This window comes from Pseudomonas sp. MF6747 (assembly GCF_963890955.1).
Lineage (GTDB): Bacteria > Pseudomonadota > Gammaproteobacteria > Pseudomonadales > Pseudomonadaceae > Aquipseudomonas.
Map to the genome: position 1 here is coordinate 17,917 of NZ_CAWPSZ010000034.1, position 22,646 is coordinate 40,562.

29 protein-coding genes and 1 pseudogene are annotated in these 22,646 nt (G+C 57.7%); 10 read left to right on the forward strand and 20 right to left on the reverse strand.

The genetic code is table 11. The features are described 5' to 3' along the window. Positions 1 to 5 precede the first annotated feature (5 nt). Complete coding sequence (locus tag AACW30_RS22145) at positions 6 to 680, reverse strand: tRNA-uridine aminocarboxypropyltransferase (RefSeq protein WP_200623368.1); 675 nt, start codon at positions 678 to 680, stop codon at positions 6 to 8. Positions 681 to 785: 105 nt separating this feature from the next. Here AACW30_RS22145 and AACW30_RS22150 point away from each other — a divergent pair. The 3 genes and pseudogenes from AACW30_RS22150 to AACW30_RS22160 form a co-directional block, all read left to right on the forward strand. Further along, positions 786 to 1,319 (forward strand): annotated as a pseudogene (locus AACW30_RS22150) (tRNA-uridine aminocarboxypropyltransferase); the annotation flags it as partial. A gap of 252 nt (positions 1,320 to 1,571) precedes the next feature. Then, entirely contained in the window at positions 1,572 to 2,222 is a 651-nt protein-coding gene (erdR, locus tag AACW30_RS22155) for a response regulator transcription factor ErdR (RefSeq protein ID WP_106577231.1), read from the forward strand. A gap of 75 nt (positions 2,223 to 2,297) precedes the next feature. Beyond that, on the forward strand, positions 2,298 to 2,660 hold the full coding sequence (locus tag AACW30_RS22160; RefSeq protein ID WP_094949927.1) for a diacylglycerol kinase: 363 nt from the start codon (positions 2,298 to 2,300) through the stop codon (positions 2,658 to 2,660). A 4-nt stretch (positions 2,661 to 2,664) separates the two neighbouring features. On the opposite strand, the gene AACW30_RS22165 is transcribed toward AACW30_RS22160, so the two are convergent. Next, positions 2,665 to 3,591 (reverse strand): LysR family transcriptional regulator, encoded by a 927-nt coding sequence (locus AACW30_RS22165; protein WP_057012105.1) that lies wholly within the window; start codon positions 3,589 to 3,591, stop codon positions 2,665 to 2,667. A 124-nt stretch (positions 3,592 to 3,715) separates the two neighbouring features. Between AACW30_RS22165 and fpr the strand changes: the two genes are divergently transcribed. Further along, positions 3,716 to 4,495 carry a ferredoxin-NADP reductase gene (gene fpr, locus AACW30_RS22170; RefSeq protein WP_003189055.1) on the forward strand — a complete coding sequence of 260 codons (780 nt, stop codon included), beginning with the start codon at positions 3,716 to 3,718 and terminating at the stop codon, positions 4,493 to 4,495. Positions 4,496 to 4,627: 132 nt separating this feature from the next. Here fpr and tsaA read toward each other — a convergent pair whose 3' ends face one another. The 5 genes from tsaA to rimO all read right to left on the reverse strand — a co-directional run bounded on the left by tsaA (position 4,628) and on the right by rimO (position 8,739). After that, positions 4,628 to 5,323, reverse strand: coding sequence for a tRNA (N6-threonylcarbamoyladenosine(37)-N6)-methyltransferase TrmO (gene tsaA / locus AACW30_RS22175; RefSeq protein ID WP_106577230.1), 696 nt, complete (start codon positions 5,321 to 5,323; stop codon positions 4,628 to 4,630). A 69-nt stretch (positions 5,324 to 5,392) separates the two neighbouring features. After that, complete coding sequence (locus tag AACW30_RS22180; RefSeq protein ID WP_034118394.1) at positions 5,393 to 5,854, reverse strand: YehS family protein; 462 nt, start codon at positions 5,852 to 5,854, stop codon at positions 5,393 to 5,395. A 69-nt stretch (positions 5,855 to 5,923) separates the two neighbouring features. Continuing rightward, positions 5,924 to 6,634, reverse strand: a complete 711-nt coding sequence (locus AACW30_RS22185; protein WP_106577229.1) for an rRNA pseudouridine synthase — start codon at positions 6,632 to 6,634, stop codon at positions 5,924 to 5,926. Between the two features lie 211 nt (positions 6,635 to 6,845). Continuing rightward, positions 6,846 to 7,313 carry a GNAT family N-acetyltransferase gene (locus AACW30_RS22190; RefSeq protein ID WP_200623369.1) on the reverse strand — a complete coding sequence of 156 codons (468 nt, stop codon included), beginning with the start codon at positions 7,311 to 7,313 and terminating at the stop codon, positions 6,846 to 6,848. A 97-nt stretch (positions 7,314 to 7,410) separates the two neighbouring features. Then, positions 7,411 to 8,739, reverse strand: coding sequence for a 30S ribosomal protein S12 methylthiotransferase RimO (rimO, locus tag AACW30_RS22195; RefSeq protein WP_200623604.1), 1,329 nt, complete (start codon positions 8,737 to 8,739; stop codon positions 7,411 to 7,413). Between the two features lie 38 nt (positions 8,740 to 8,777). Here rimO and AACW30_RS22200 point away from each other — a divergent pair, with 38 nt between their 5' ends. Further along, positions 8,778 to 10,394: a recombinase family protein gene (locus AACW30_RS22200; protein WP_200623370.1), complete on the forward strand. Its 1,617-nt coding sequence runs from the start codon at positions 8,778 to 8,780 to the stop codon at positions 10,392 to 10,394. A 37-nt stretch (positions 10,395 to 10,431) separates the two neighbouring features. Here AACW30_RS22200 and AACW30_RS22205 read toward each other — a convergent pair whose 3' ends face one another. The 13 genes from AACW30_RS22205 to AACW30_RS22265 all read right to left on the reverse strand — a co-directional run bounded on the left by AACW30_RS22205 (position 10,432) and on the right by AACW30_RS22265 (position 18,275). Further along, positions 10,432 to 11,094, reverse strand: a complete 663-nt coding sequence (locus AACW30_RS22205) for a hypothetical protein (RefSeq protein WP_200623371.1) — start codon at positions 11,092 to 11,094, stop codon at positions 10,432 to 10,434. Between the two features lie 24 nt (positions 11,095 to 11,118). Beyond that, positions 11,119 to 11,385 (reverse strand): hypothetical protein, encoded by a 267-nt coding sequence (locus AACW30_RS22210; protein ID WP_200623372.1) that lies wholly within the window; start codon positions 11,383 to 11,385, stop codon positions 11,119 to 11,121. After that, positions 11,385 to 13,559: a DNA cytosine methyltransferase gene (locus AACW30_RS22215; protein WP_200623373.1), complete on the reverse strand. Its 2,175-nt coding sequence runs from the start codon at positions 13,557 to 13,559 to the stop codon at positions 11,385 to 11,387. The genes AACW30_RS22210 and AACW30_RS22215 overlap by 1 nt, the downstream gene beginning before the upstream one ends. Further along, positions 13,556 to 14,362 carry a hypothetical protein gene (locus tag AACW30_RS22220; protein WP_234452493.1) on the reverse strand — a complete coding sequence of 269 codons (807 nt, stop codon included), beginning with the start codon at positions 14,360 to 14,362 and terminating at the stop codon, positions 13,556 to 13,558. Before AACW30_RS22220 ends, AACW30_RS22215 begins: the two co-directional genes overlap by 4 nt. Beyond that, the gene (locus tag AACW30_RS22225; RefSeq protein WP_200623375.1) at positions 14,359 to 14,901 is read right to left on the reverse strand and encodes a phosphohydrolase; all 543 of its coding nucleotides are present in this window, start codon (positions 14,899 to 14,901) and stop codon (positions 14,359 to 14,361) included. The genes AACW30_RS22220 and AACW30_RS22225 overlap by 4 nt, the downstream gene beginning before the upstream one ends. Continuing rightward, positions 14,898 to 15,119 (reverse strand): hypothetical protein, encoded by a 222-nt coding sequence (locus AACW30_RS22230; protein WP_200623377.1) that lies wholly within the window; start codon positions 15,117 to 15,119, stop codon positions 14,898 to 14,900. Before AACW30_RS22230 ends, AACW30_RS22225 begins: the two co-directional genes overlap by 4 nt. Then, positions 15,116 to 15,697 carry a hypothetical protein gene (locus AACW30_RS22235; protein WP_325167527.1) on the reverse strand — a complete coding sequence of 194 codons (582 nt, stop codon included), beginning with the start codon at positions 15,695 to 15,697 and terminating at the stop codon, positions 15,116 to 15,118. The genes AACW30_RS22230 and AACW30_RS22235 overlap by 4 nt, the downstream gene beginning before the upstream one ends. A gap of 51 nt (positions 15,698 to 15,748) precedes the next feature. Next, positions 15,749 to 15,946, reverse strand: a complete 198-nt coding sequence (locus AACW30_RS22240) for a hypothetical protein (protein WP_200623378.1) — start codon at positions 15,944 to 15,946, stop codon at positions 15,749 to 15,751. Position 15,947: 1 nt separating this feature from the next. Further along, positions 15,948 to 16,271, reverse strand: coding sequence for a pyocin activator PrtN family protein (locus tag AACW30_RS22245; RefSeq protein ID WP_122749980.1), 324 nt, complete (start codon positions 16,269 to 16,271; stop codon positions 15,948 to 15,950). 140 nt (positions 16,272 to 16,411) lie between these two features. Continuing rightward, positions 16,412 to 16,696 carry a phage antirepressor KilAC domain-containing protein gene (locus AACW30_RS22250; RefSeq protein WP_200623382.1) on the reverse strand — a complete coding sequence of 95 codons (285 nt, stop codon included), beginning with the start codon at positions 16,694 to 16,696 and terminating at the stop codon, positions 16,412 to 16,414. Positions 16,697 to 16,705: 9 nt separating this feature from the next. Further along, positions 16,706 to 17,260 (reverse strand): hypothetical protein, encoded by a 555-nt coding sequence (locus tag AACW30_RS22255; RefSeq protein ID WP_200623383.1) that lies wholly within the window; start codon positions 17,258 to 17,260, stop codon positions 16,706 to 16,708. Then, a complete protein-coding gene (locus AACW30_RS22260; RefSeq protein WP_200623384.1) occupies positions 17,257 to 17,430 on the reverse strand; it encodes a hypothetical protein in 174 nt (57 codons plus the stop codon). Before AACW30_RS22260 ends, AACW30_RS22255 begins: the two co-directional genes overlap by 4 nt. Before the next feature lie 80 nt (positions 17,431 to 17,510). Next, positions 17,511 to 18,275 carry an XRE family transcriptional regulator gene (locus AACW30_RS22265; RefSeq protein ID WP_234452494.1) on the reverse strand — a complete coding sequence of 255 codons (765 nt, stop codon included), beginning with the start codon at positions 18,273 to 18,275 and terminating at the stop codon, positions 17,511 to 17,513. A gap of 102 nt (positions 18,276 to 18,377) precedes the next feature. Between AACW30_RS22265 and AACW30_RS22270 the strand changes: the two genes are divergently transcribed. From AACW30_RS22270 to AACW30_RS22290, 5 genes are all read left to right on the forward strand, one after another. Beyond that, positions 18,378 to 18,638 (forward strand): YdaS family helix-turn-helix protein, encoded by a 261-nt coding sequence (locus AACW30_RS22270; RefSeq protein WP_200623385.1) that lies wholly within the window; start codon positions 18,378 to 18,380, stop codon positions 18,636 to 18,638. Between the two features lie 326 nt (positions 18,639 to 18,964). Then, positions 18,965 to 19,483 carry a phage regulatory CII family protein gene (locus tag AACW30_RS22275; RefSeq protein WP_185709339.1) on the forward strand — a complete coding sequence of 173 codons (519 nt, stop codon included), beginning with the start codon at positions 18,965 to 18,967 and terminating at the stop codon, positions 19,481 to 19,483. After that, on the forward strand, positions 19,476 to 19,703 hold the full coding sequence (locus AACW30_RS22280; protein ID WP_200623386.1) for a TraR/DksA C4-type zinc finger protein: 228 nt from the start codon (positions 19,476 to 19,478) through the stop codon (positions 19,701 to 19,703). Before AACW30_RS22275 ends, AACW30_RS22280 begins: the two co-directional genes overlap by 8 nt. After that, positions 19,693 to 21,915, forward strand: a complete 2,223-nt coding sequence (locus tag AACW30_RS22285; RefSeq protein WP_200623387.1) for a VapE domain-containing protein — start codon at positions 19,693 to 19,695, stop codon at positions 21,913 to 21,915. The genes AACW30_RS22280 and AACW30_RS22285 overlap by 11 nt, the downstream gene beginning before the upstream one ends. Beyond that, the gene (locus AACW30_RS22290) at positions 21,908 to 22,273 is read left to right on the forward strand and encodes a PA0613 family protein (protein ID WP_200623388.1); all 366 of its coding nucleotides are present in this window, start codon (positions 21,908 to 21,910) and stop codon (positions 22,271 to 22,273) included. Before AACW30_RS22285 ends, AACW30_RS22290 begins: the two co-directional genes overlap by 8 nt. Positions 22,274 to 22,646 lie beyond the last annotated feature (373 nt).

The following is a 22,646-nucleotide window of genomic DNA, read 5'->3' on the forward strand; positions in this document are numbered from 1 at the left end:
TTTTTTCATGCTTTAAAATGTCTTTTCGCGTTCATGTACGCATTCGAGAAAATATCAAAATAACTGTCTAAAGCATTGCTTGAATCCAAATCCCCAGAGAGATTTAGACACAGCGAAGCTATCTCAGACGTACACAAATGCTCAGCGACTTTTGAACGCCTAAGAACGTATTTAGAGAGATTTTCAGGTTCAATGCTTAGAACTGGGAATTTATTCAAATATGGGCTTTTTCTAAAAATCTTTCTCGCTTCTGTCCAAGTCGCGTCTAATAGAATGAAAAGCGGCCTTTTCCCGTCTTCATTTTTGACCGTGTTAGTAACACGTTCAGCGTCTACAAATTCGCCGGGAAACACTACATAGGGTTGCCATTCTGGCGAGTCGAGCAGAGCGATTAATTCCGGGTCAATCTCAACTCTCGACCAGCAAAAGGCGAACGTATCGGGTACAACGTCAGCAATCAAAAAGCCCGTGTTGCTTGGCTTGAACAATTCCTTTTTGCTCATGAGCAAACAGAACCCAGCAGAGCTAGAAACCCTAGACTTTGAAGCACAGACGCAATGGTCAGTAGGAAGCCTACAGCCTTCACACCGAAGGGAGCGGCTACCCCTTGCTAGAAATGGCTTGGTGCTTGCTTCTTTGTGCTTGGCGCTTAGCTCAGCTACTGCATTCGTGTACGTCATACGCGCTCCAAAGGGGCGAGCATTGAAGCAAAAACAGGGCTGTATTGCACGCACGGCGCGGCTTAGCTATCATGCGGTATGTTTTACTTTGTACCCGGCTTTAGCCCGATGAAGCCGAGCAACACCGGCTGGCTGATTGCTGATGTGATTGACGACACCACCGCGTTTGCCTGGTCGCGCACCGAGGTCGATCCCGCGTTGCTGACCTTGCTGGCCGACCCGCAGTGGCAACCCTATATCGTGTTTCCCGGCGAATTCGTCGCGCCAGAGCGGGTGGTCAGTGAGGTGAACGTGGAGGAGGGCAAGCGCCCGTTGTTCATCCTGCTGGACGGCACCTGGAGCGAAGCGCGCAAGATGTTCCGCAAGAGCCCCTACCTGGAACACTTGCCCGTGTTGAGCCTGGCGCCTGAACAGCTGTCGCGCTACAAGCTGCGTCGCTCCAAGCGGGATGATCATTTTTGCACTGCCGAAGTCGCCGCGCTGTGCCTGGAGCTGGCAAGCGATCAAGCGGCCAGTGAAGTGCTGGATGCTTACCTCGACGTATTCAGCACCCATTACCTGGCGGCCAAGTTCCTGTTGCCGCTGGACCCGGCGGACAGCGTTCATGCGCGCCTCTCGCCCCACGTCCCGGCAGTATGACCAGACGACGTTTGCATGATGGCACTGCAAACCTGCAACTCGCTAAAATGCCCACGGGCGTAGTGCTTGACCCCCCAGGCTACGCTGGGCATGCTGGGCGCCGATTGGGGCGTAACCGTGAATTTTCAGCGTCGTTGCAGGTGTTTTTGACGCTGAGCCTGCCCCGTGGCGATGGCTGCCTGGCCGTTGCCTTGTGTACTGGCGAACCCTGAACCCGTCAGGGCTGCCATAAAAAACAGGATCATTTAATCAATGGCCACATACGAAATCCTGATAGCCGATGACCACCCGCTGTTTCGCAGTGCGCTGCATCAGGCGGTAACCCTGGGCCTTGGCCCGGACGTGCGGCTGGTTGAAGTGGCCAGCATTGCCGAGCTGGAAGCACGACTCACCGAAAAATCCGACTGGGACCTGGTGCTGCTCGACCTGAACATGCCCGGTGCCTACGGTTTTTCCGGGCTTGTGCTGTTACGCGGGCAATACCCGCAGATCCCGGTGGTGATGGTCTCGGCCCAGGAAGAAGCTGACGTGGTGGTGCGCTCCAAGGAGTTTGGCGCCAGCGGTTTCATTCCCAAGTCCAGTTCAATGGAAGCGATCCAGAAAGCCGTGCGCACCGTGCTTGACGGCGATGTGTCCTGGCCGCCGCAAGCGTTTGAAGAAATCAACGTGTCCGACGAAGCCAAGGCTGCCCGTGATGGTCTCGCCAGCCTGACGCCTCAGCAATTTCGGGTGTTGACCATGGTCTGCGAAGGTCTGCTGAACAAGCAGATTGCTTACGAATTGAGCGTGTCCGAAGCGACCATCAAGGCCCACGTGACGGCGATTTTTCGCAAGCTGGGCGTGCGCACGCGCACCCAGGCGGCGCTGCTCTTGCAACAACTTGAGTCAATTTCGCAGCACTAAGACATTGCCGATTCACGCTTTTTTGACTTTGCGTGATCTAGTTTCCCCACTTCTTTGGTTCAGTTGCCTACATCTATGTCGCCTTTCAAGGGTCAAACCGGTATCAAACGTATCTTCAACGCAGGGGGCTATTCCCTGGATGGCTTGCGTGCGGCCTTCACTGGCGAGGCGGCATTCCGTCAGTTGGTGTTGCTCAACGTGATCCTGATTCCGCTGAGCTTTTTCCTGCACGTCAGCCGGGTCGAGCGAGCCTTGCTTATCGCGGTGTGCCTGCTGGCCCTGATCGTCGAGTTGCTCAACTCCGCGGTGGAAGCGGCCATCGACCGGATTTCCCTCGACCTGCACCCGCTGTCGAAAAACGCCAAGGACATGGGCAGCGCCGCGCAATTCGTGGCGCTGACCATGATCACCCTGGTGTGGGCCGTGATTCTGATCTAAGGCATCAGGCGATGCTCGGCAGCACGATTTCGTCGCTGCGCTGAACCCCGGCGGTGAAGGCGCGGCACAGTTCCAGAAACTCGCGCATTGCCGAGGTCTGGTACTTCTGTTTATGCCAGATGAAGTAAAACTGCCGGGCCAGGTCCAGGTCCGGGGTTTCCACCGGCACCAGGCTGCCGCGGCGGAACGCATCGCGCAGCGCCAGCCGGGAAATGCAGCCAATCCCCAAGCCCGATTCCACCGCACGTTTGATCGCCTCGGTGTGTTCCAGCTCCAGGCGGATATTCAGCGCGCTGCGGTGGTGACGCATGGCCTGGTCAAAGGTCAGGCGCGTGCCGGAGCCTTGTTCGCGCAGGATCCACGCTTCATGGGTCAACTCTTCCATGCTCGCCACGCCGCGTTTGGCCAAGTGATGCTGCGGTGCGCAAAACACCACCAGCTCATCTTCCACCCAGGTTTGCACTTCGATGTCCGGGTGGCTGCAGTCGCCTTCGATTAGACCCAGGTCAATTTCGTAGTGCGCTACCTGATGCACGATATGCGCAGTGTTCTGCACATGCAGCTTCACCTGACTCTCGGGGTGCTGCTGCATGAAGCTGCCGATCAACAGCGTCGCCAGGTAATTGCCGATGGTCAGGGTGGCGCCGACCGCCAGGGAGCCGAAGCCGGACTTGCCGTTGAGCAAGTCCTCGATCTCCTTGGCCTGGTCCAGCAGCGCCACTGCCTGGGGCAACAGCTGGTGGCCGAGGGCGTTGAGGCTCAGGCGTTTGCCGGCGCGGTCGAATAATTGGCAGCTGGATTGACGCTCCAGCTCGGTGATCGAGGTGCTGGCGGCGGATTGAGATAAGGCCAGAAGGCCAGCAGCGCGTGAGACGCTTTCCTGCTGGGCGACGGCGACGAAGACTTGCAGTTGACGGAGAGTAAATCGCATATCGATATAACCGATAACCCTTATCTTAATAATCCAGTTAACAGATATTGTCGCCGCCATTAGAATGCTGTGCAATTGCGCATCCCAACTTTGGCGCAGACCCATTTCCAGGAGTCCCCCGTACATGAGCAACATGAACCACGAGCGTGTCCTCAGTGTTCATCACTGGAACGACACTCTGTTCAGCTTCAAGTGCACCCGCGATCCGGGCCTGCGCTTTGAGAACGGTCAGTTCGTGATGATCGGCCTGCAACAGCCAAATGGCCGCCCGCTCATGCGCGCTTACTCCATTGCCAGCCCGAACTGGGAAGAGCATCTGGAGTTCTTCAGCATCAAGGTGCCCGATGGCCCGCTGACTTCCCAATTGCAGCACTTGAAGGAAGGCGACGAGATCATCATCAGCAAAAAACCGACAGGCACCCTGGTGCTTGACGATTTGAAGCCGGGCAAACACCTGTACCTGCTCAGCACCGGTACTGGCCTTGCGCCGTTTATGAGCGTGATCCAGGACCCGGAAACCTACGAGCGTTTCGAAAAAGTGATCCTGTGCCACGGCGTGCGTTACGTCAACGAAGTCGCCTACCGCGAATTCATCACCGAGCACCTGCCGCAGAATGAATTCTTCGGCGAGGCCCTGCGTGACAAGTTGATCTACTACCCGACCGTGACCCGCGAGCCATTCGAAAACGAAGGCCGCCTGACCGACCTGATGCGCAGCGGCAAGCTGTTCAGCGACATCGGCCTGCCACCGATCAACCCTGAAGACGACCGCGCCATGCTGTGCGGCAGCCCAAGCATGTTGGATGAAACCAGCGAAGTGCTGAACAGCTTCGGCCTGAAGGTTTCGCCGCGTATGCGTGAGCCGGGTGATTATCTGATCGAGCGTGCGTTCGTCGAGAAGTAAACAGTCAGGGCAACAAAGAAGATCTAAATGTGGGAGGGGGCTTGCCCCCGATGGCGCCAGGTCAGTCAACAGAGATGTTGAATGTACCAGCGCTATCGGGGGCAAGCCCCCCTCCCACATTTTGTTTCCGGTTTATTCAGCTGGAACCACTTCCAGTACACAGATAAGGCCCGCCTCGGGATAGTGCCAGCGCACATCCACATCCCAGAACTGCGCTCCATACTCGCGCTCCGGCCCAGGCGTCTGATACGCCGGCCGTGGATCCTGCGCCAAACACTGCTCGATCAACGCCACCAAGGGCTCGTCAAGGCGCTCAGCATGGCCTTGTGCCTGGAACAGGGCAGTCTTCAACCACTGCACGGGAATCAGCGGCGGTGCGCTGCTGGCGATGCTGTTGGTGGCGCCCTCGATAATGTCGGCATACGGCACATACGGCTTAATATCCAACACGGGCGTGCCATCGAGCAGATCAATCCCGGAAATCCACAGCCGGCCGGGCTCGACCTTGTCCAGCTTCACCACCGACTGGCCAATGCCGTTCGGGCGGTGCGTTGCACGGGTGGCGAACACGCCCATGGACGTGTTGCCGCCCAGGCGTGGCGGCCGCACTTTGAGGCGCGGCGTGTCTTCCAGGGCCTGATGAAAAAGAAACAGCAGCCACACATGGCTGACCTGCTCCAGGCCCTGTACCGCGTCGCCGCTGTCGAACGGCGCCACCAGCTCCAGCACGCCACGGGCGGCCGGCGCCAATTGCGGCTGGCGCGGGATGGCGAATTTCTCCTTGAAGCAGGAGCGCACAAAACCGACGGGCGAAACGTGGTAGGTCATTTCTGAAGCCTCAAGTTACAAGCTGCAAGCCGCAAGCGTTAACGTGCAGCTTGAGGCTCGTCGCTGCCCTTAAGCTCTGACGCGCAGCGTCAGGCCCTTGAGGAAGTTACGCAGCAACTGGTCGCCACACGGGCGGTAGTTGGTGTGGCCGAACTTGCGGAACAGCGCGCTCAGCTCTGGCTTGGACACCGGGAACTCGGCGGCCTTGAGGATCGCGTGCATATCGTCTTCCTTCAATTCGAAGGCCACGCGCAGCTTCTTCAGGATGATGTTGTTGGTCACTGGAGTTTCGATCGGCTGCGGCGGACGGCTTTCGTCCTTGCCGCGCTTGAAAATCACCAGGCCGTCAAGGAAGTGCGCCATGACGTCGTCGGGGCAGAACACAAAACCTTCTTCCTCATCTTTTTTGAGGTAGGTCAGCAGGTCTTCCTTGGTCACGTCCATGCCGCCGAGCTTGATGATCTCGACCATCTTGTTGTCGCTGATGTCGAGCATGTAGCGCACGCTGCGCAGTACGTCGTTGTGAATCATGGTGGGCAATCCTGGTATTCAACTGAGGACACCGCCCGGTCAGGCGGCGTCGAGAAAGGGGGCAGCGGCTTAGAACTTCTCTTTGCCGGACAGGTAACGCCATTGGCCGACCGGCACTTTGCCGATGGACACGCCGCCAATGCGGATGCGGCGGATGGCGATGACTTTCAAGCCAACGGCTTCGCAGAACAGGGCGATCACACCCGGTTGCGGGTTTTTCATCGCAAAGCGCAGGCGGTTTTCGTTTTGCCAGCTGGCTTTCACGGGGGGCAGCTCTTTGCCCTTGTAAGTCAGGCCGTGGTTCAGGCGATTGAGGCCGTGGGCGACCATGTCGCCTTCAACCTCTACCACGTATTCCTGCTCGATCTTGGCGGCATCGGCGGTCAACTTGCGCAGAATCTTCCAGTCCTGGGTGAACACCAGCAGGCCGCTGGCCTTGGCTTGCAGGTCGGCACTGGCGGTCAGACGCAGGAAGTGGCCCTTGAGCGGGCGTTTGCTGAAGCGATGCTCTTCGGACAGGGTTTCGGCGCTGATCGAGGCCATCGCCGTTTCCGCGTCCACGCCGACCGGCGCGTGCAGCAGAATGGTCACCGGCTCCGGTGCAGTGGCTTTGGCCTCTGGGTCCAGCTCGACCTTCTGGGTGGTGATCTTGAACTGCGGTTCGTCGATCACTTCGCCGTCCACCGAGACCCAGCCGCCTTCGATAAACAGCTCAGCCTCCCGACGGGAGCAACCGACCAGTTCGATAAGGCGTTTGGAGAGGCGTATGGGGTCAGTCATGACAAGGGCCGTAGCAAAAGGGGGCGGCTATTGTACCTGCCTGGCGCGGGTTAATCCCGGCTCCATTTCAGCGCAGGGGCTTTATTGGTCAATACACGGTTCACACTGTGGGAGCGGGCTTGCTCGCGAAGGCGGTGTATCAGCCCAGGGTGTGCTGATGGGGCTGCCGCTTTCGCAGGCAAGCCCGCTCCCACATTTATTCTGTGTTGCGTCAGCCTCTGCGCAGTTGCTGCTGGCGTAAACGCATGTGCAGCAACGGATATGGCCGGCCCAGGCCGTCATGCTCTGCGCGGCCGATCACCTCAAAGCCCTGCTTGAAGTAAAAACCCAGGGCCTGGGGGTTCTGTTCGTTGACGTCCAGTGTGTCGGCGTTCATGTGCTCGATCGCGTAACGCAGCAGTTGTCGGCCAAGGCCCTGTCCACGGTGCTGCGGGTCGATAAACAGCATCTCGACCTTGCTTGACGCCACCCCGGCGAACCCGGTGATGCGTTGGCGCGCGTCCTTGGTGCAGATCAGCATCACCGAGTCGAGGTAGCGCGTCAGCACCAGCTCCTTGAGCAACACGATGTAGCTGTCCGGCAAAAAGTCGTGGGTCGCCCGCACCGAATCTTCCCAGAGCTGCGCCAGGTGCGCGAAGTCGCTGAGTTTGGGTGTATGAATTGCCGAAAGCTGACGCATGCCCGCTGCCTCTTGCCTGTTTCTACGCCAATGGGCAAACGATAGACCTAAAAAAGCCCCGCATCTTGTTCAGAGGCGGGGCTTTTAAGGTTTTTTTTTAGTCGCGCTTGACGGCCCACAGGTCGTATTCGTCGGCGTCGGTCACGGTGCACCAGACCTTGTCGCCCGGCTTCAAACCGCTGGCATCGTCGATAAACACGTTACCGTCGATTTCCGGCGCATCGAAGAAGCAACGGCCTACGGCGCCTTGCTCGTCGACTTCGTCGATCAGCACTTCGATCTCCCGGCCGATGCGCAGTTGCAGGCGTGCCGAGCTGATGGCCTGCTGGTGCGCCATGAAGCGCTCCCAACGGTCTTGCTTGACCTCATCCGGCACGATGGCTGCGTCGAGCAAATTGGCCGGAGCGCCTTCCACCGGCGAGTACTGGAAGCAACCGACGCGGTCCAGCTGCGCTTCGGTCAGCCAGTCCAGCAGGTACTGGAAGTCTTCTTCGGTTTCGCCGGGGAAGCCGACGATGAAGGTGGAGCGGATGATCAGTTCCGGGCAGATCTCGCGCCAGTTCTTGATGCGCGCCAGGGTCTTGTCTTCAAAGGCCGGGCGTTTCATGGCCTTGAGGATTTTCGGGCTGGCGTGCTGGAACGGGATGTCCAGGTACGGCAGGATCTTGCCCGCAGCCATCAACGGGATCAGCTCGTCCACGTGCGGGTACGGGTAAACGTAATGCAGGCGCACCCACACGCCGAGGCTGCTCAAAGCTTCGCAGAGTTCGGTCATGCGGGTTTTCACCGGCGCGCCGTTCCAGAAGCCGGTGCGGTATTTCACGTCGACGCCGTAGGCGCTGGTGTCCTGGGAAATCACCAACAGCTCTTTGACGCCGGATTTGACCAGGCGCTGGGCCTCGTCCAGCACATCACCCACCGGGCGGCTGACCAGCTTGCCGCGCATCGACGGGATGATGCAGAAGCTGCAGCTGTGGTTGCAGCCTTCGGAAATCTTCAAATACGCGTAGTGGCGCGGGGTCAGCTTGATGCCTTGCGGCGGCACCAGGTCGATCAGCGGGTTGTGGTCCTGACGCGGCGGCACTACGTCGTGCACGGCGTTGACCACCTGCTCGTACTGCTGCGGGCCGGTCACGGCCAGCACGCTTGGGTGCACGTTGCGGATAGCGCCTTCTTCCACGCCCATGCAGCCGGTGACGATGACCTTGCCGTTTTCCTTGATGGCTTCGCCAATCACTTCCAGCGACTCAGCCTTGGCCGAGTCGATGAAGCCGCAGGTGTTGACCACCACTACGTCAGCGTCCTGGTACGTGGACACGACGTCATAGCCTTCCATGCGCAGTTGCGTAAGGATGCGCTCGGAGTCGACCAGAGCCTTCGGGCACCCCAACGATATCATACCTACACGCGGGGCTTTCTCTGTCATCATTATAGGTAGATCCTCATCAGGGCTTATTTTTTCTAATGGCAAAAAACGGTGCGCGAGTATACAGCTATTTACGCTTCTCAGACCCTCGGCAGGCGACCGGCAGTAGCGCTGATCGTCAGCTTCAGTACGCCCAGCGCTGGGCGGCCGAGAAGGGATTAGCACTGGATGAGTCCTTATCCTTGAGGGATGAGGGGCTATCCGCCTATCACCAGCGTCACGTCAAGCAGGGTGCCTTGGGCGTGTTTCTTCAGGCGGTCGAGGATGGCCGAATCGCTGACGGTTCCGTCCTGGTAGTTGAGGGATTGGACCGACTGAGTCGGGCCGAGCCCATTCAGGCCCAGGCGCAGTTGGCTCAGATCATCAACGCTGGCATCACCGTGGTCACTGCCAGTGACGGCCGGGAATACAACCGGTCCGGCTTGAAAGCTCAGCCCATGGACCTGGTGTATTCGCTACTGGTGATGATCCGTGCGCACGAAGAGTCAGATACCAAATCGAAGCGTGTGAAAGCAGCAATCCGCCGGCAATGTGAGGGCTGGGTTGCCGGCACTTACCGGGGCATCATCCGAAACGGCAAGGATCCTCAGTGGCTGCACTGGGATGGTCAGGCTTTCCAATTGGTAGCTGAACGCGTCGAGGGGGTGCGTTTGGTGATTGAGTTGTTCCGGCAAGGGTATGGTTCGGTCCGTATCATTCGCGAGATGACAGAGCGCGGTCTGGCCGTCACGACCAAGGGCATCACTGCGCTGCAGGTGCACCGGCTTGTCAGACTCCCAGCTTTAATGGGAATTAAGGTGCTGGAGCTGGACGGTGAAACTTATCGGCTAGAAGGGTACTACCCGCCTATATTGACGGCCGATGAGTTCGCCGATCTATCCTTGCAGGTCGAAAGTCGGGTCAGGCGCAAGGGCAAGGGAGAGATACCGGGCCTTGTTACCGGCCTGGGAATTACTTATTGCGGGTACTGCGGTACGGCGGTGGTTGGGCAGAATGTTATGCACAGGGCCAAGTCTGACGGTAGTTTGTCTGACGGCCATCGACGGCTGATCTGTGTGGGTTATTCACATAACAGTGGATGCCCTATCGGCGGCAGTTGCAGTGTTGTGCCAATCGAGAAGGCGCTGATGAGCTATTGCACCGACCGAATGAACCTAAGCAGCCTGCTGGAAGGAAACGATCATTCGCAACAACTACAGGTACGACTGTCGACGGCCAAGGCTGAAGCAGCGCTGATCGAGCAGCAGTTGGAGCGAGTGAGTGAGGCTCTGCTGGCCGCTGAAGGTGGAGCCGCGCCGTTGATTTTTGTCCGTAAGGCTCGCGAACTAGAAGATCTGCATGCGGCTAAGCAAAAGGAAGTGGCTCAGGCCGAGCGCGAGTTGGTCGCTGTATCGAACCGCGACCAGCCAGGGCTTGCGGAGGCATGGGAGCGGCTGGCCTCCGGAGTAGAGATGCTCGACTTCGATGCCCGGATGAAGGTGCGACACCTGGTAAGAGAGACGTTTGAGCGGATCGTCGTCTATCACCACGGCATGCAGGCGTCCAATAGAGAGGGGAAAGTGATCGACTTATTGTTGGTTGGGAAGGGGGGCCAGCCTCGGTTGCTTCGTATTGATCGTAAAACAGGGGAGTGGCGAGCAGGAATCGGGGCTTAATCTTCAAGCCCCGGTGTTCCGTTGATGTTGGAGTTGCTTAAACGGCGCGATATGAAGGAACAGTTTTTTTCACAGCTCGCCATCCCTTCCATTCGCTCGCTGGGTTGCTTTCCTTGAACAACGAATAGAGGCCTCGTTGAGCTCTGCACCACGGATGGCTCTCCGGCGGATGCCATACCACATCGCTATCGGCAAATAGATGCGTATTCTGACGGATGAAGTGGCTGAGGTTTTTAAAGGTCAGGGTCACTCTGTCTGGGGTCAGAACTGTATAGATCTTGGCCCGAGCATTATGTTCTGCAGCAGCGCTCAGAGTCTCCATACGTTGGGGTCTACCCTTCATCGTCGCACTTGCTAGCTGTGCTCGTTTGGCAACAACTTCTGGGCGGCGAGCACCTTCTCTCATTGCCTGAATTGTTGCTTGAGGTGGAGGCTTGAGGCGCCCTTCTTTGTGGGCTCTTAGTAAACCTTGTTGAATACTCTCTCGATGCTCATGGGAAAGTGACCGTCCAGTTAGCGTAGATATCCCTGATTTTTGTAGTCCTAACGCCTTTGCTTTCCTTATGATCTGCGGGACTGTGCATCCAATCATTACCGCTAAATGAGTGTTCGACGTGATTGGATATTTCTCGGTCATCAGTGTGATTTGAGCCTGAGTCCAGACCCATCTGGGGCGCATAATTCCTCTACTTTTCGTCATCTTTGGGCTCCGGATTGTCTGAAGTTAGGCAGCTTTTGCTTGTGCTAGGGGGACGGGTTTGCTTAGTACCCGTAGGTGGCCCTGGCCTATCCAGAAGTTGTGCTGCACTTGGATACAGACGTTCCAGGCTTCTTGGGCGACGTGGTTCCCGGATTCGACAATGTTGCCCTCGTCGTCGACCAGGGCCATGCGCAATTTTTTGCCGTCGCGGGTGGTGCAGGTAAATCCTTCATGAGATACGCCGCTGATGGTTGCGTTTGGCAGCGTGTCTGTATTGGCGTCGAATATCATTATGCTGCCTCCTGCTGTTGCATCGTGATTTGCCATGGGTCGTTTGCCTGCGCGATGGCTGACATCGGCGGTGGGCTCACGCTATTCCCGCACATGTGCACTTGCTGGGTGATGGTGAAGGGCTTGCCGTCGGATCCGTGGGTGATGATGTAGCCGGCTGGGAACCCCTGGGCCTTGTAAAGCTCAGGCGGCTTGAGCATCCGCAGGCAGATATCGACGATTACGTAGGGCGTGCCCTTTACCATCACCGTGACCAGGGCCAGCCGGTCCTTGGTGGTGATGGTCGGTGCTGGCGAATCGCAGGCGCTGGTGTTCTCGGTGCCGTAGTAGCTGATCAGGAAGGCCGCGACACGCAGGGCGCCGGCTTCATGCTCTGGCGAGAGGGTGAGCGACACCAGTGAACTCTTGCCGCCACCACCGGCGGTGATGGTCGGCGCCGGATCATCCAGGCCCTGGCCAACACTGCCGCCGAATGCCCGTTCCATGAATGCGCTGACCAACCCGTGGTGTTGGCCGCCGGCGCTGACGGTGTGCAGCGGATCATTTACGTCCCGTGCATCGCAGTTGCCGCGCAAGTGCACCAGGTTTGCTGCAACCAATGCGTGGTGTTGACCGGTGGTCACCGTCGGCACTGGCCCGGCAAGATCGCTGGGAGCATGGCCCGTTGTGTTCGTGATCAAAGTCGCGCTGACCAACTGCTGCTGGCTGCCGGTGTTTGTCACCGTGGTCATCGGTTCTTCGATGCTCTTGGCGACCGTGGTGTTGAAGCCGCCATTCATCTGGGCCATGAACACCGTGGATATGCCCATAGCGTGGGCTGCGCCGGCCGGGCGCTGATAGTTGCCACCGCTGGTGATGGTCGGCAGTGGCTCGTCCAGCGCCTTGCCCGCGTCATCGAAGCGGAACTTCACCAGGTGCGCCGCTGCGATCGCGCGGTGGTTCTGGGTCGTGACCGTACCGGTCGGCTGGTCGACGCTCACCGGCTTACCGGAATACTCGGGGCCGCCGGCCCCAATCATCAACGGGCTGATCAGCGTCAGCTCGCCGCGGTTTGCGCAGGTCACCGTCGGCAACGGGGCGAGCGGGTCGTTGATTCGGTCGCTGCCATGGTGCGTTGCCGGTGCGATGATCGGGCTGACCACCGAGAAGGCGCCGCCCTTCGGGTAGGAAGTGACGGTGCGCAGCGGCTCATCGGCTGACTGCACTGCCTCGCCGGACCAGTTCGCAATCGGCACAATGAACGGCGCAGGGTTGTCGATGACGAACTTCTTCATGCCCTTGGCGACCCGGCGCAACGTTGCGTCGGCCAGGTCCTTTTTGCGGCCGAAGATACTTTTGCCCAGGTCGGTAAAGTCGATGCAGTCAGCAGCGGTTTTCCACTTCTGCTGGCCCTTGGTGGGGTTCTTCGCGTGAGTAGGCTCCGGCCATACGATCGGCCGGCCATCGCACCGGGCGATCATGAACAGGCGCTCCCTGCTGGTCGGTGCTCCGAAGTCGCATGCCCTGATCACCTTCCACTCCACGACGTAACCCATCCCTTCCAGCAGCGCCACAAACCTGCGCCATGTGCGGCCACGCTGCTTCGGATCAGGGACCAGGAACTGGTTTGATACCGGCACTTGCTCGCCAGGTGCGGCGATTCGGTTGGTGGTCTTTCCCTTTTTGGTTGGGTGCGGCACCTGGTCCAGGGTCACCACCCGCCCGGTTGCCTTGTCACGCTTGGCGATCAATCGGCCCCACTGCAGTATCTGCTTCACGTTTTCCAGGCTGATTACCCGGGGGCGCTTCTTGCCTCCCCACTTGAGCCCGATCCACGACAGGTTGCGGATCTCGCGTTTGCGCGGCTGGCCGCCCGCAGCCTGGCTGTGGTGCGTGCAGTCCGGCGACATGTGGAACCAGCCCACGGCCTTGCCGCCGCATTCGGTGTCCGGGTCACCATCGAACACGTCGGTGGTGAAGTGCTTGGCGCCTGGGTGATTCACGGTGTGCATGCTGATCGCTTGCGGGCTGTGGTTCTTCGCCACGTTCACCGCTCGGCCCAGGCCCATTTCCAGGCCCGTGCCGGCGCCGCCACCACCACAGAAGAAGTCGACAACGATCTCATCGTCCTGAGTGTTGAAACCCAGGGTGTATTGGGTTTTGAAGTCGAACGGCGGTTTATTGAGTGAGGTCATGGCTTCACCGCCTTGGCCTGTGCGACACGTTGGGTGGCCTCGATGCCCAGAGACCTGGTCACGATTTGGTCGAATTCTTCGGTGGTCAGCGGCAGGCTGCTCTTACCTGGAGTAATCAGGTCGTGATACCACTTAATTCCGTGGTAGCTCACCTTCAGTAGGGTGTCGCCGATCGTCAGTGCGCATCGCTCCCCTCTAGCCGCCGTGTTCTCCATGGCTTCTCGCAAGGATGAGGCCCGAAGGCTGTCGGCCTGCTGGTTTTGCTTGCTGAGCTCCAGTTCGGCGATCCGCCCCTGCAGGTGGCTCCGAACGTGGTCGAGTGCACCATAGGCGACCCACTCGCCCAGTTCGTGCTCTTCCATGCCCTGGTCGGATGCTATGTACCGATTAACGTTGATTCCCGTTACGTCTGTACGGCTCTGGTCGTGCTTCGTCAAGATGCGTTCCAGTTCATCCGCTACGTCGAGCATACCAACAGCGGCTGCAGCATCAAGGGCTCTATCAAGTAGCTCGTAGGGCACCCTGAACACGGCCTGCTCTTGTGCTGTGGGTGAGAAGAGGGGGAGGTGCGTATACCCCTTAGCAGGCTGCGCGAGCGGGCGAACCGGAGCGTTGAGCGTTGCATCAGCGAGCGCTGCCCCGCGCAGCTTTTCGTGGGGTATAAGTGCCTCGGTAGTGGCGCTGGAAGAAGCAATAATGCCTGCTGCTGCGCAGCAGAGACTGTTTGTTTCTAGCGTGTCGACGCCACTTCCAACGCGGAGAAAAGCGGGCAGGGCGTTGGCGTTGTCCTGGTGGTTCTTCATGCCGCTTTCCTCCGGTGTTCGATAGCAAGTTGGTCCATCAGGCGCTGGTGGTAGGTGATTCGCGCTTCTGCGGCAGGCCATGGGCGGATGATTTCAACCATGGGTTCGATACCGACCAAGCAATCCCAGATAGCCGGATCGGTTGGCATGAGGTCGCGGCGCTCGGTGGCCAGCGCAATCAGGTCAGCCTGGTGTATGCATGCGGGTAGATCGAAGGGCAGGTCGAAGCGTTTACAGACACGCCCCCATATGACGTCCTCAAATCCTCGATAGTCGGGCATCCACTGTTTGAGTGGCCGGGTCATATCGCCCAGGTACGCCTCGGTCGCATCGTGGAGCAGGGCCGCCAACTTGTGTTCTTCCGGCACCAGTTCGGCGACGATGCAGCTGTGTTGGGCGACGCTGTAGAAATCGCGGGTGTGGCCGTTGAAGCGGCACAGGTGGGCCAGCGCGTGTGAGATGTCACGCGGGTCAATCATGTCGGCCTGGGGCTCGAACAGATCGAAGTACTTGCCGGTGGAGGTGAGGATCCGGTTCATGCGGCCTCCTTCACGAGATCAGCCATCAGCAGGGCATTGTCGGTTGCCTTGTGCAATTGGCGCAGAGCTTCGTAGCCGATCAGTGCTTTCAACTGGCGGTCGAACTCTTTGCTGTAGCGGGTCAGGGCGCGAAGATCCTTGGTGGCCTTTGCATGTTGCTGTTGCAGTGTGCCGGCGGCCTGGGGTGTTAGGCGTAGCATCGGAATGGCGCGGCTCATACGTCACCGCCGACTACTTTTTGGTTTCGGGTATGAAGTTCCGCTTCGGTCCGAAAAAATAGCAGTGCTTTGCGGGCTTCTTCAGGGCACATTGCTTCGGTTGGCCCTCGCTCTATCACCCATCGGCCTTGGGGCTCAGTGATTGAGCTTTTTGCTGGGGTCGGTTCCAGCTTTGGTGCTGCTGGATTTAGTAACGCCGCCATGGCGAGTGCTTGGTCGCGCAGAGCTAGCGAGTCACGTTCGAGCTTCTTGCCGGTGCGGAACGCGCTGAATGTCTCGGCTGCGATACGCAGCTTTTCGGCGATATCCAATAGAGTTTTGCGAGCTGGCTCTCCCAACTTCGATGCATCCAATGCCCGCTTGTAATGGGCAAACAGTTCCTTGTGGTGAGCCCGGGCTTGCTCAAGCAACAGCTCCAGGTCCTGGATGGCGCCCGAGCTATCTGATTGCTGAATAGCCTTGCCTTCGTCGATGCCTTCGATGCGTCCATTAATCAGGCCTCCCCGATAGCCGACCCAATAGAGGATCGCGGCTGCGAAAATGATGCTGATCAGTGCGCAGATTTGAATTGCGGTCATGTGGTGTGCTCCTGGTGGTGTGTTGGCTGGTGGTGGCAGCCAATTGGTGTGTTATTCGTCGTCTGGATCTGGTGGATCTGCCAGGCCACACATCAGCTTGGCCTGATAGGGCATGTAACCTTCCTCTCGCAGGGCGTCATAGCGCTGATAATCGGCGGCAAAGTAATTGCATTCATCACACAGTCGGCTGGTCTTTTCTTCGGCAGATAACGGCGTATCGCAGTGTCGGCATTGATCGAGCAGTGACATGTCACACCTCGTCTTCGACGGCTTCTGGTCGCGGCATATCTTCATCCGCCTTGTAGGCGCGAATGTCGATTAGCGAGGCCACATGCTTGATGTGAGCGTACTTCGGCGCCTTGCGGCTGTTGACCAGCGTTGTCACGGGCAGTTGAATTCGGCCTGTCGTAATTGCGTCGGCAAAAGATCCTTCGTTGAGGTTCCGGAAGTACCGTTCGCGCAACTTTTCCACCGGGATCAGAACGTCACCAAAGGTCCGGTACAGCAGTTCGACTGTCGCCGGATCGGGTGCGGGTAGCAGTCTTAGTGGCTGTTGGTCAGCATGTGCAGTCATTGGGTTTCTTCCGTTGAGGATGATTCCAGGCATTCAGGCAATGGCGTTTGGTCAGCTCCCGCAGATGTTCTGGCACTTCGAGGAGTGCGGCATTGCGCTCCTCGCGTGTGCGCATGGCGACGATCTGGCGGGCGTATTCCCTAGGCCACGTCACGGTTGTCTTCCGGGAAGGCTGGCATTTCGAGTCCCAATTGATCGGCAAGCCAGCGCATGCCTGCCTGCCTGACTTTGGTCGACTGGCTGTACTGCATCCCAGCTTTTTCGTGGTACCAGTTGCTGTCTTTCACCCGCAGATATTCGCGATCACGGACAGGGAAGGCTGGAAGGCGACGGTCATTGAGTAAGCCCTTTTCGCGCATCATGGCGATCAATTTGGGGCGTGTGAGTCCGAAGTACTTGGCGGCTTGTTCCAGGTTACGTTCCATGTCGTCCTCCTAGGCGGCCACTGCCAAGCGGTGGCCGTTAACAAAGCGTTCGAGATGCTCTGCAAGGACGGCATAGGCTTCGCGAGGGGCGCTTGGCAGAAGAATCTGGGCGCTTGCATCGTCAGTTTCGAGGGTTGCGACTATCGCGCCACGCTGGGTTGGTGTGACGGTGAGTCGGAGGTCTTCTATGCCGGCGATGCGTGGAAAGTAGCTTCCTTTGCCCGTCCTGACGGCGTGGCGAAGCATGATCTCTGTATCTGTCGCAAGCTCATGCCCACCCGCTTCATCGAGAGACATCGACTCAACACACCCATTCGCGCTCGCTTCGATGAAACGGGCGGCTCGCCGGCCGTTGTTGCGGTGCTTGCGATCCATCGTGACGCTATTGCGCGTGCCACCAATAATGACCACCAGGTGGACAGCCGAGGTGCATTGATCGAGTTCGACGGTTGCTTGAACGTTCATTCCGATCTCGGTTTTGAGGTCGTGATGGAACGTGCCGGTCAAGCGGATTTGGGCCGCCAGCAGTTGTTTGGCTTGGTTGCTGAGTTTTAGCCGGCTCATGCTGCCTGCCCTCCGCCGTTAGGGTCGAAAGGGGCAGGTGTGAAGCGTTGCTGCAGCTTGGATTTGGACGCGATGAAGGTGCAGCCGTATTCGCGGGCTAGGGAGCGAATCTCGAATACTCGAATGGGTTTGCACGCCGGGTGGGCGTGCAGAGTTGCTGTGGTGTGCATGGTCTTGCCTCGGCTCTGTGGTGGAGAGGTGAGGCAAAATTAGCAACAGCTAATTTTTTATGCAATAGCAAATGCTAAATTTAGATGTCGATGTATTTTGACGACTTCAATATTGCAGCGACGTAATGGATTTTTTCGACGAGATGCTCATCAAGAAAAATTGGCGGATAGCCGTCGCTAATGCTGTCGAATCGATACTGGCCGTCACGGAAGTAAATGAACTCCTTAACCATTGCTCTACCGTCCATTGTTTTCACAAGGACCTCATCGCCAGTCTGATAGCGGTGATTTGGCTCAATCAAAACGAATTCTCCGCTCTTAATTCGCGGGTGCATGCTGCTGCCTACCATCTTGAGTCCGTAGGCGTCGGGGTCGGAACTGACAATATCGATATAGCCGTCGCCATGCCCGGAGGGGTAGTCGAGCGCATCAAAATACCCATCGGAACCAAGCATCGCCTTACCTACTACTGGCACTGGAGCAGTCTCACGGTTCTTAACGGACCATTCTCTGTGCTCGGCAACGCGTTGAGCAGTCTCGTTTATTGTGGCGTTGAAAAACGCTGGATGAGGGAGTGTCGGTGGTTTTAGGTTAAGTGCCAACCATTTGGCAGTTATGCGGTCTTGGTCGGCAGCCGAGTAATTTCCCTCTGTAAGCAGCTCTGCAGGAATAGCTAATTTTTTAGCAAGATTCATCGCGGCACGGTCCCCTAGCGTTCGATGACCATTGAGGATCTGCGAAAGGTAGGAAGCGTCAATATCGAGATGAGCTGCTGCAAATTCCTTCAGCTGATTTTCACCAATGAGGGCTTTGAGAATGGTGAGGCGTTTTTCGTAAATATCCATATGAGAATCATGTCTCTGGCGTTAGCAATTTGTAAATTACAAGCTGCTATTGCATCATGGATTAGCAGTTGCTAATCTCGCGGCTGTGTTTTGGAGGTGGACATGACTCTACTGGACTTTATTAAGGGTATGGATGCCGCACAGCTTGGAGAATTTGCGGCTGATTGCGGTACGTCGGCTGGGCAGCTTAAGCAAGTTGCCTATGGCAATCGTCGGGCCAACGCCGGTCTTGCCATTGCTATCGATCGACAGACTAAGGGCAAGGTGACTTGCGAAGTGCTTCGCCCCGATATTGATTGGCAATATTTGCGAGTAGCAGCGCATACCTCTGCCACTGTGAATGTTACAGCTCGAGCAGCTTAAGAAAAAAGGCGACCCAAGGGCCGCCCAGTTCCTCCCGGCACACACCACCACAGTGCTGTCGGGTCGCGATAAAGAGTTGAGGGCACACCACATGCTAACCACCTCTCTTTACCGCGCTGCCAAGGCACGGATGCCTTGGGTTGCTGCCTTTTCCACCACAGATTAGGCAGCTGTTGCGCCAGAGGTGAGAGACGGATCACTCACCTCGGCACGGTGCCGGTTTCGATCTTGAGGATCTTGCCGGCGTTTGGGCCCTTTCAAGCCACGCGGCAAATGTAACACCACTGCACGCCGCGCGGCACTGGCAACTTATTAGGATTAATGCCATGAGCCGAATTGCTCTGAGTTGCGTTGATCGAGCACAACGGGAAGTCCTGACGCTCGAATTAGCGCTTTACCACGCCGCACGAGATTATCCGGGGGGCGCCGCTGCAATCGCCGCCACCACCGGCCGCAATGCCACAACGTTGCAGCACAAGTTATCTCCGACTCACCCCTCGCACACGGTCAATATTCAAGAGTTTGGCGAGATCCTAGAACTGACCAAGGACCGTAGGATTCTCGATGCTGTGCACGGCCTGGTTGGCGACACGATCTGGCAGGAGCTGGCCGAGTCGTACACCAATGACATGCCCGAAACCCTTACCACTGGGATCGCGCAGTTCTTCCGGCAGGTAGCGGACCTCTCCGAAACTTGGGCCAAGCATATTGGAGACGGCAAAGTCGACGACGGCGAATTGGCTGAGATACGCCAGCTGGTGTTTCGCGGCATCCAGGGTTTGTTGGGTATGTACAACCGCGCCCGCTACGTCAACCAGACTACTCGTGGGGTGGAACGTGGCTGATATTGCTGATTTTGCAAATGACCTGGTGCAGGAACGACTTGATCAGGCTTTGGCTGCTCGCGCAGCCCAGCTTTCTGCCACGACCCTGTATTCGTTGATGTTCTGTGATGAATGCGATGAGCCAATCCCGGAAGCTCGTCGGTTGGCGCAGCCCGGTTGCACTCACTGTGTTGAATGCCAATCCGCAGACGATCTGAGGGCTTCCCGTTATGCTCGATGAGGTAATTAATCAGTTCGCGGATTATGGCCTTGAGCCTGATCAGCCATTGGTTTTCGGCAAGCTCACTCGCTGCAAAACCACCCAGGACAAGGGCAAGGAGAAAAATGGCTGGTATGTTGTCCACGAACACCGCACCGAGAAGAACGAAACTCTGATATTCGGTAGTTTCGGTGATTGGCGATCTGGCGATACCCAAAAAATCAAAGTAAAGGCCGGACGCATGAGCCCGGAAGAGCGCGAGGTAATGCGTGCTCGACAGGAAGATGCAAAGCGCAAGGCTGCCGAAATCGCGGCCAACGCGTCCCGCCGAGCGGCCAATCGTGCATCGGCATTGTTCCAGCGCATGCCAGAAAAGGGTAAAAGCGCCTACCTGGATCGAAAGCAGATCGTAGGCTTTAAGGTTCGCTATGCGCCACGTACAGGCGCATTTTTAGTGCCCATGTGCAACGTGCGCGACCAGATCGTCGGCCTGCAGGTGATCTTCCCCGCGAAGCAAGAGGACACCGGGCGCGACAAAGCGTATTGGCCCTACGGTATGTCGAAGGAAGGCGCTTTCCACTTGATCGGCCCGCACCCTGAACCGGGTGAGCCGGTGCTGGTGTGTGAGGGTTATGCCACGGGTGCAAGCCTGCACATGGCGACTTCGCTCGCTGTCGCCGTCGCCTTCGACGCGGGCAACTTGCTGTCGGTCTCCAAGGCCATGCGCGAACGTTTCCCCGGTTGCCCGCTGATCATCTGTCGTGACGACGACTGGAAGACCAAGCGCCCCAACGGCGATGCCTGGAACCCTGGCGAAGAAAAGGCCAACAACGCCGCTCTGATCGTCGGTGGTCAGGTGGTTACTCCGGTGTTCTCCGGTGAGCGCGAAACCAAGTGGACCGACTTCAACGACCTGCATATTGCTGAAGGCCTAGAGGCTGTCCGCCGTCAGGTGCTGGCGGTGGTCAGGCCTCCTGCAGCTGGTGGTTGGAAGGATCAATTGGCCCGAACCGAAAACGGATCTTTGATAGCGCACATGCAGAATGTCGAGCTGATTCTTGGCAACGATGAGCGTTGGGCGGGAGTGATCGGCTTCAGCGCGTTCAGCTCAAAAATCGTTAAGTTACGTGCTGCCCCATACGGTGGCGGTGTCGGCGACTGGGCAGATATCGACGACATGCTTGTAATGAAGTGGCTCGCACAACAGTACAACCTTCGGGTCAAGGCCAGCAGCGTGATCGAAGCGGTTAGTGTGGTTGCCCATGATCATGCCTTCCATCCTGTACGCAATTACCTCCATGCTCTGGAATGGGACCGTGTTCCACGGTTGGCTACGTGGTTGACTGACATCATGGGCGTTGAAGCAACTGACTACAGTTCGAAGGTTGGTAAGCGCTGGATGGTGTCAGCGGTCGGGCGCGTGATGCAGCCAGGTTGTAAGGCTGACTCGGTGATGATCCTCGAAGGGGCACAGGGCGCTGGTAAATCAACAGCAATGTCTGTGCTTGGCGGTGCCTGGTTTATGGATACACCTTTCGCCCTGGGCGATAAGGACGGCTTCCAGGCGATCCGTGGTAAGTGGATCATTGAGTTGGGGGAGTTGGATAGTTTCAACAAAGCTGAGTCGACCAAGGCTAAGCAGTTCTTCTCTGCTTCGACTGACACCTATCGCGAGAGCTATGGCCGAAGAACGATGGACGTGCCACGCCAGTGTGTTTTTGTGGGTACGACGAACCAAGACGAATATCTCAAAGACGCCACGGGTAACCGGCGTTACTGGCCTGTCGCGTGTACCAAAGTCGATTTGGAACAGTTGCGCGAAGTCCGCGACCAGCTCTGGGCCGAAGCGATGTTCTGTTATCAGTCCGGTGACATTTGGTGGGTCAACCGGGATGAGGCTCCACTATTCGCCGAGGCGCAGGAGTCGCGCTTTGTCGTGGATGAGTGGGAAGGTCCGGTCGTCAAGTGGTTGGAAGAATCTCAGATCGGCGCAACAGCGAGCGGCGAGGATATTTTGGCTGGTGCGTTGAAGCTCGATTATGGCCACTGGGGCAAGCCTGAGCAGATGCGTGTCGGGGCGATCATGCATCGACTCGGATGGCGAAAGGTGCGACTGCCGCCGTTGCCCAAAAGTGGTATTCGGCCATATGCCTACAAGAAGCCAGATCATTGGGGCAATACATCAGCGCTGCAGGTTGATAGCGCACGGGATGAGGAGCCTTGCTTTGATTAAACGAATCGATGAAATGCTCAAGCTCTGGGCGCAGGATCTGCATTCGCCAGTGCCCGAAGGCTCTAGTGGGCCAAGTGGCGGCAACATGATTGCCATGCTGATGGAGTGCAAAGGGGAGTTGATACGCGGCACGCGTGGCAGTCGGGTACTGTTAGATGAATCGGCCGACATCGAGCTCATCGTCAACAAGCACTTGCCGCCGCAGCTGTCGGTCGTCGTGCGTGAACACTACTGCAACCACGAAAGCTTCCTGTCGCAGAAGTACACCCACTGTGGGTGTAGTCGCGATACCTACTATCAGCGCCTGCATGAAGCGCACCTGCACATTGCCGGCATGCTGATGGGGAAGGCTGCGTGACCTTTCGCACACTTGCGCCTACAACTGTCCTACTGTCCGGCCTTGCCCTACCTCAAGTTTGCAAGGTAGGACTGCTGGAGGCCGCGCATTCCGTGGCCTGTCCTACCTCCCTACCTAATATCGTACGACGCACACATGAGCGTAGCGCGTCGCATCACGCGCCGCTGGCGCGCATGCGTTTTTTAGTTTTCTCTCTTTACACGAGAAAAAGTTAAAAGAGGTAGGGCAGTAGGGCAAGGCCCCGAATTCAGCGGGCTCCAGCTGTCCTACCTCCCTTCTGAATAGTGGGGCAGGTAGGACAGCGCCGGAGGCGCTGGAAGCCGAAATAAAGATATTCACCGACATTGCCTAGGCGTAGACCAGATATTCACCG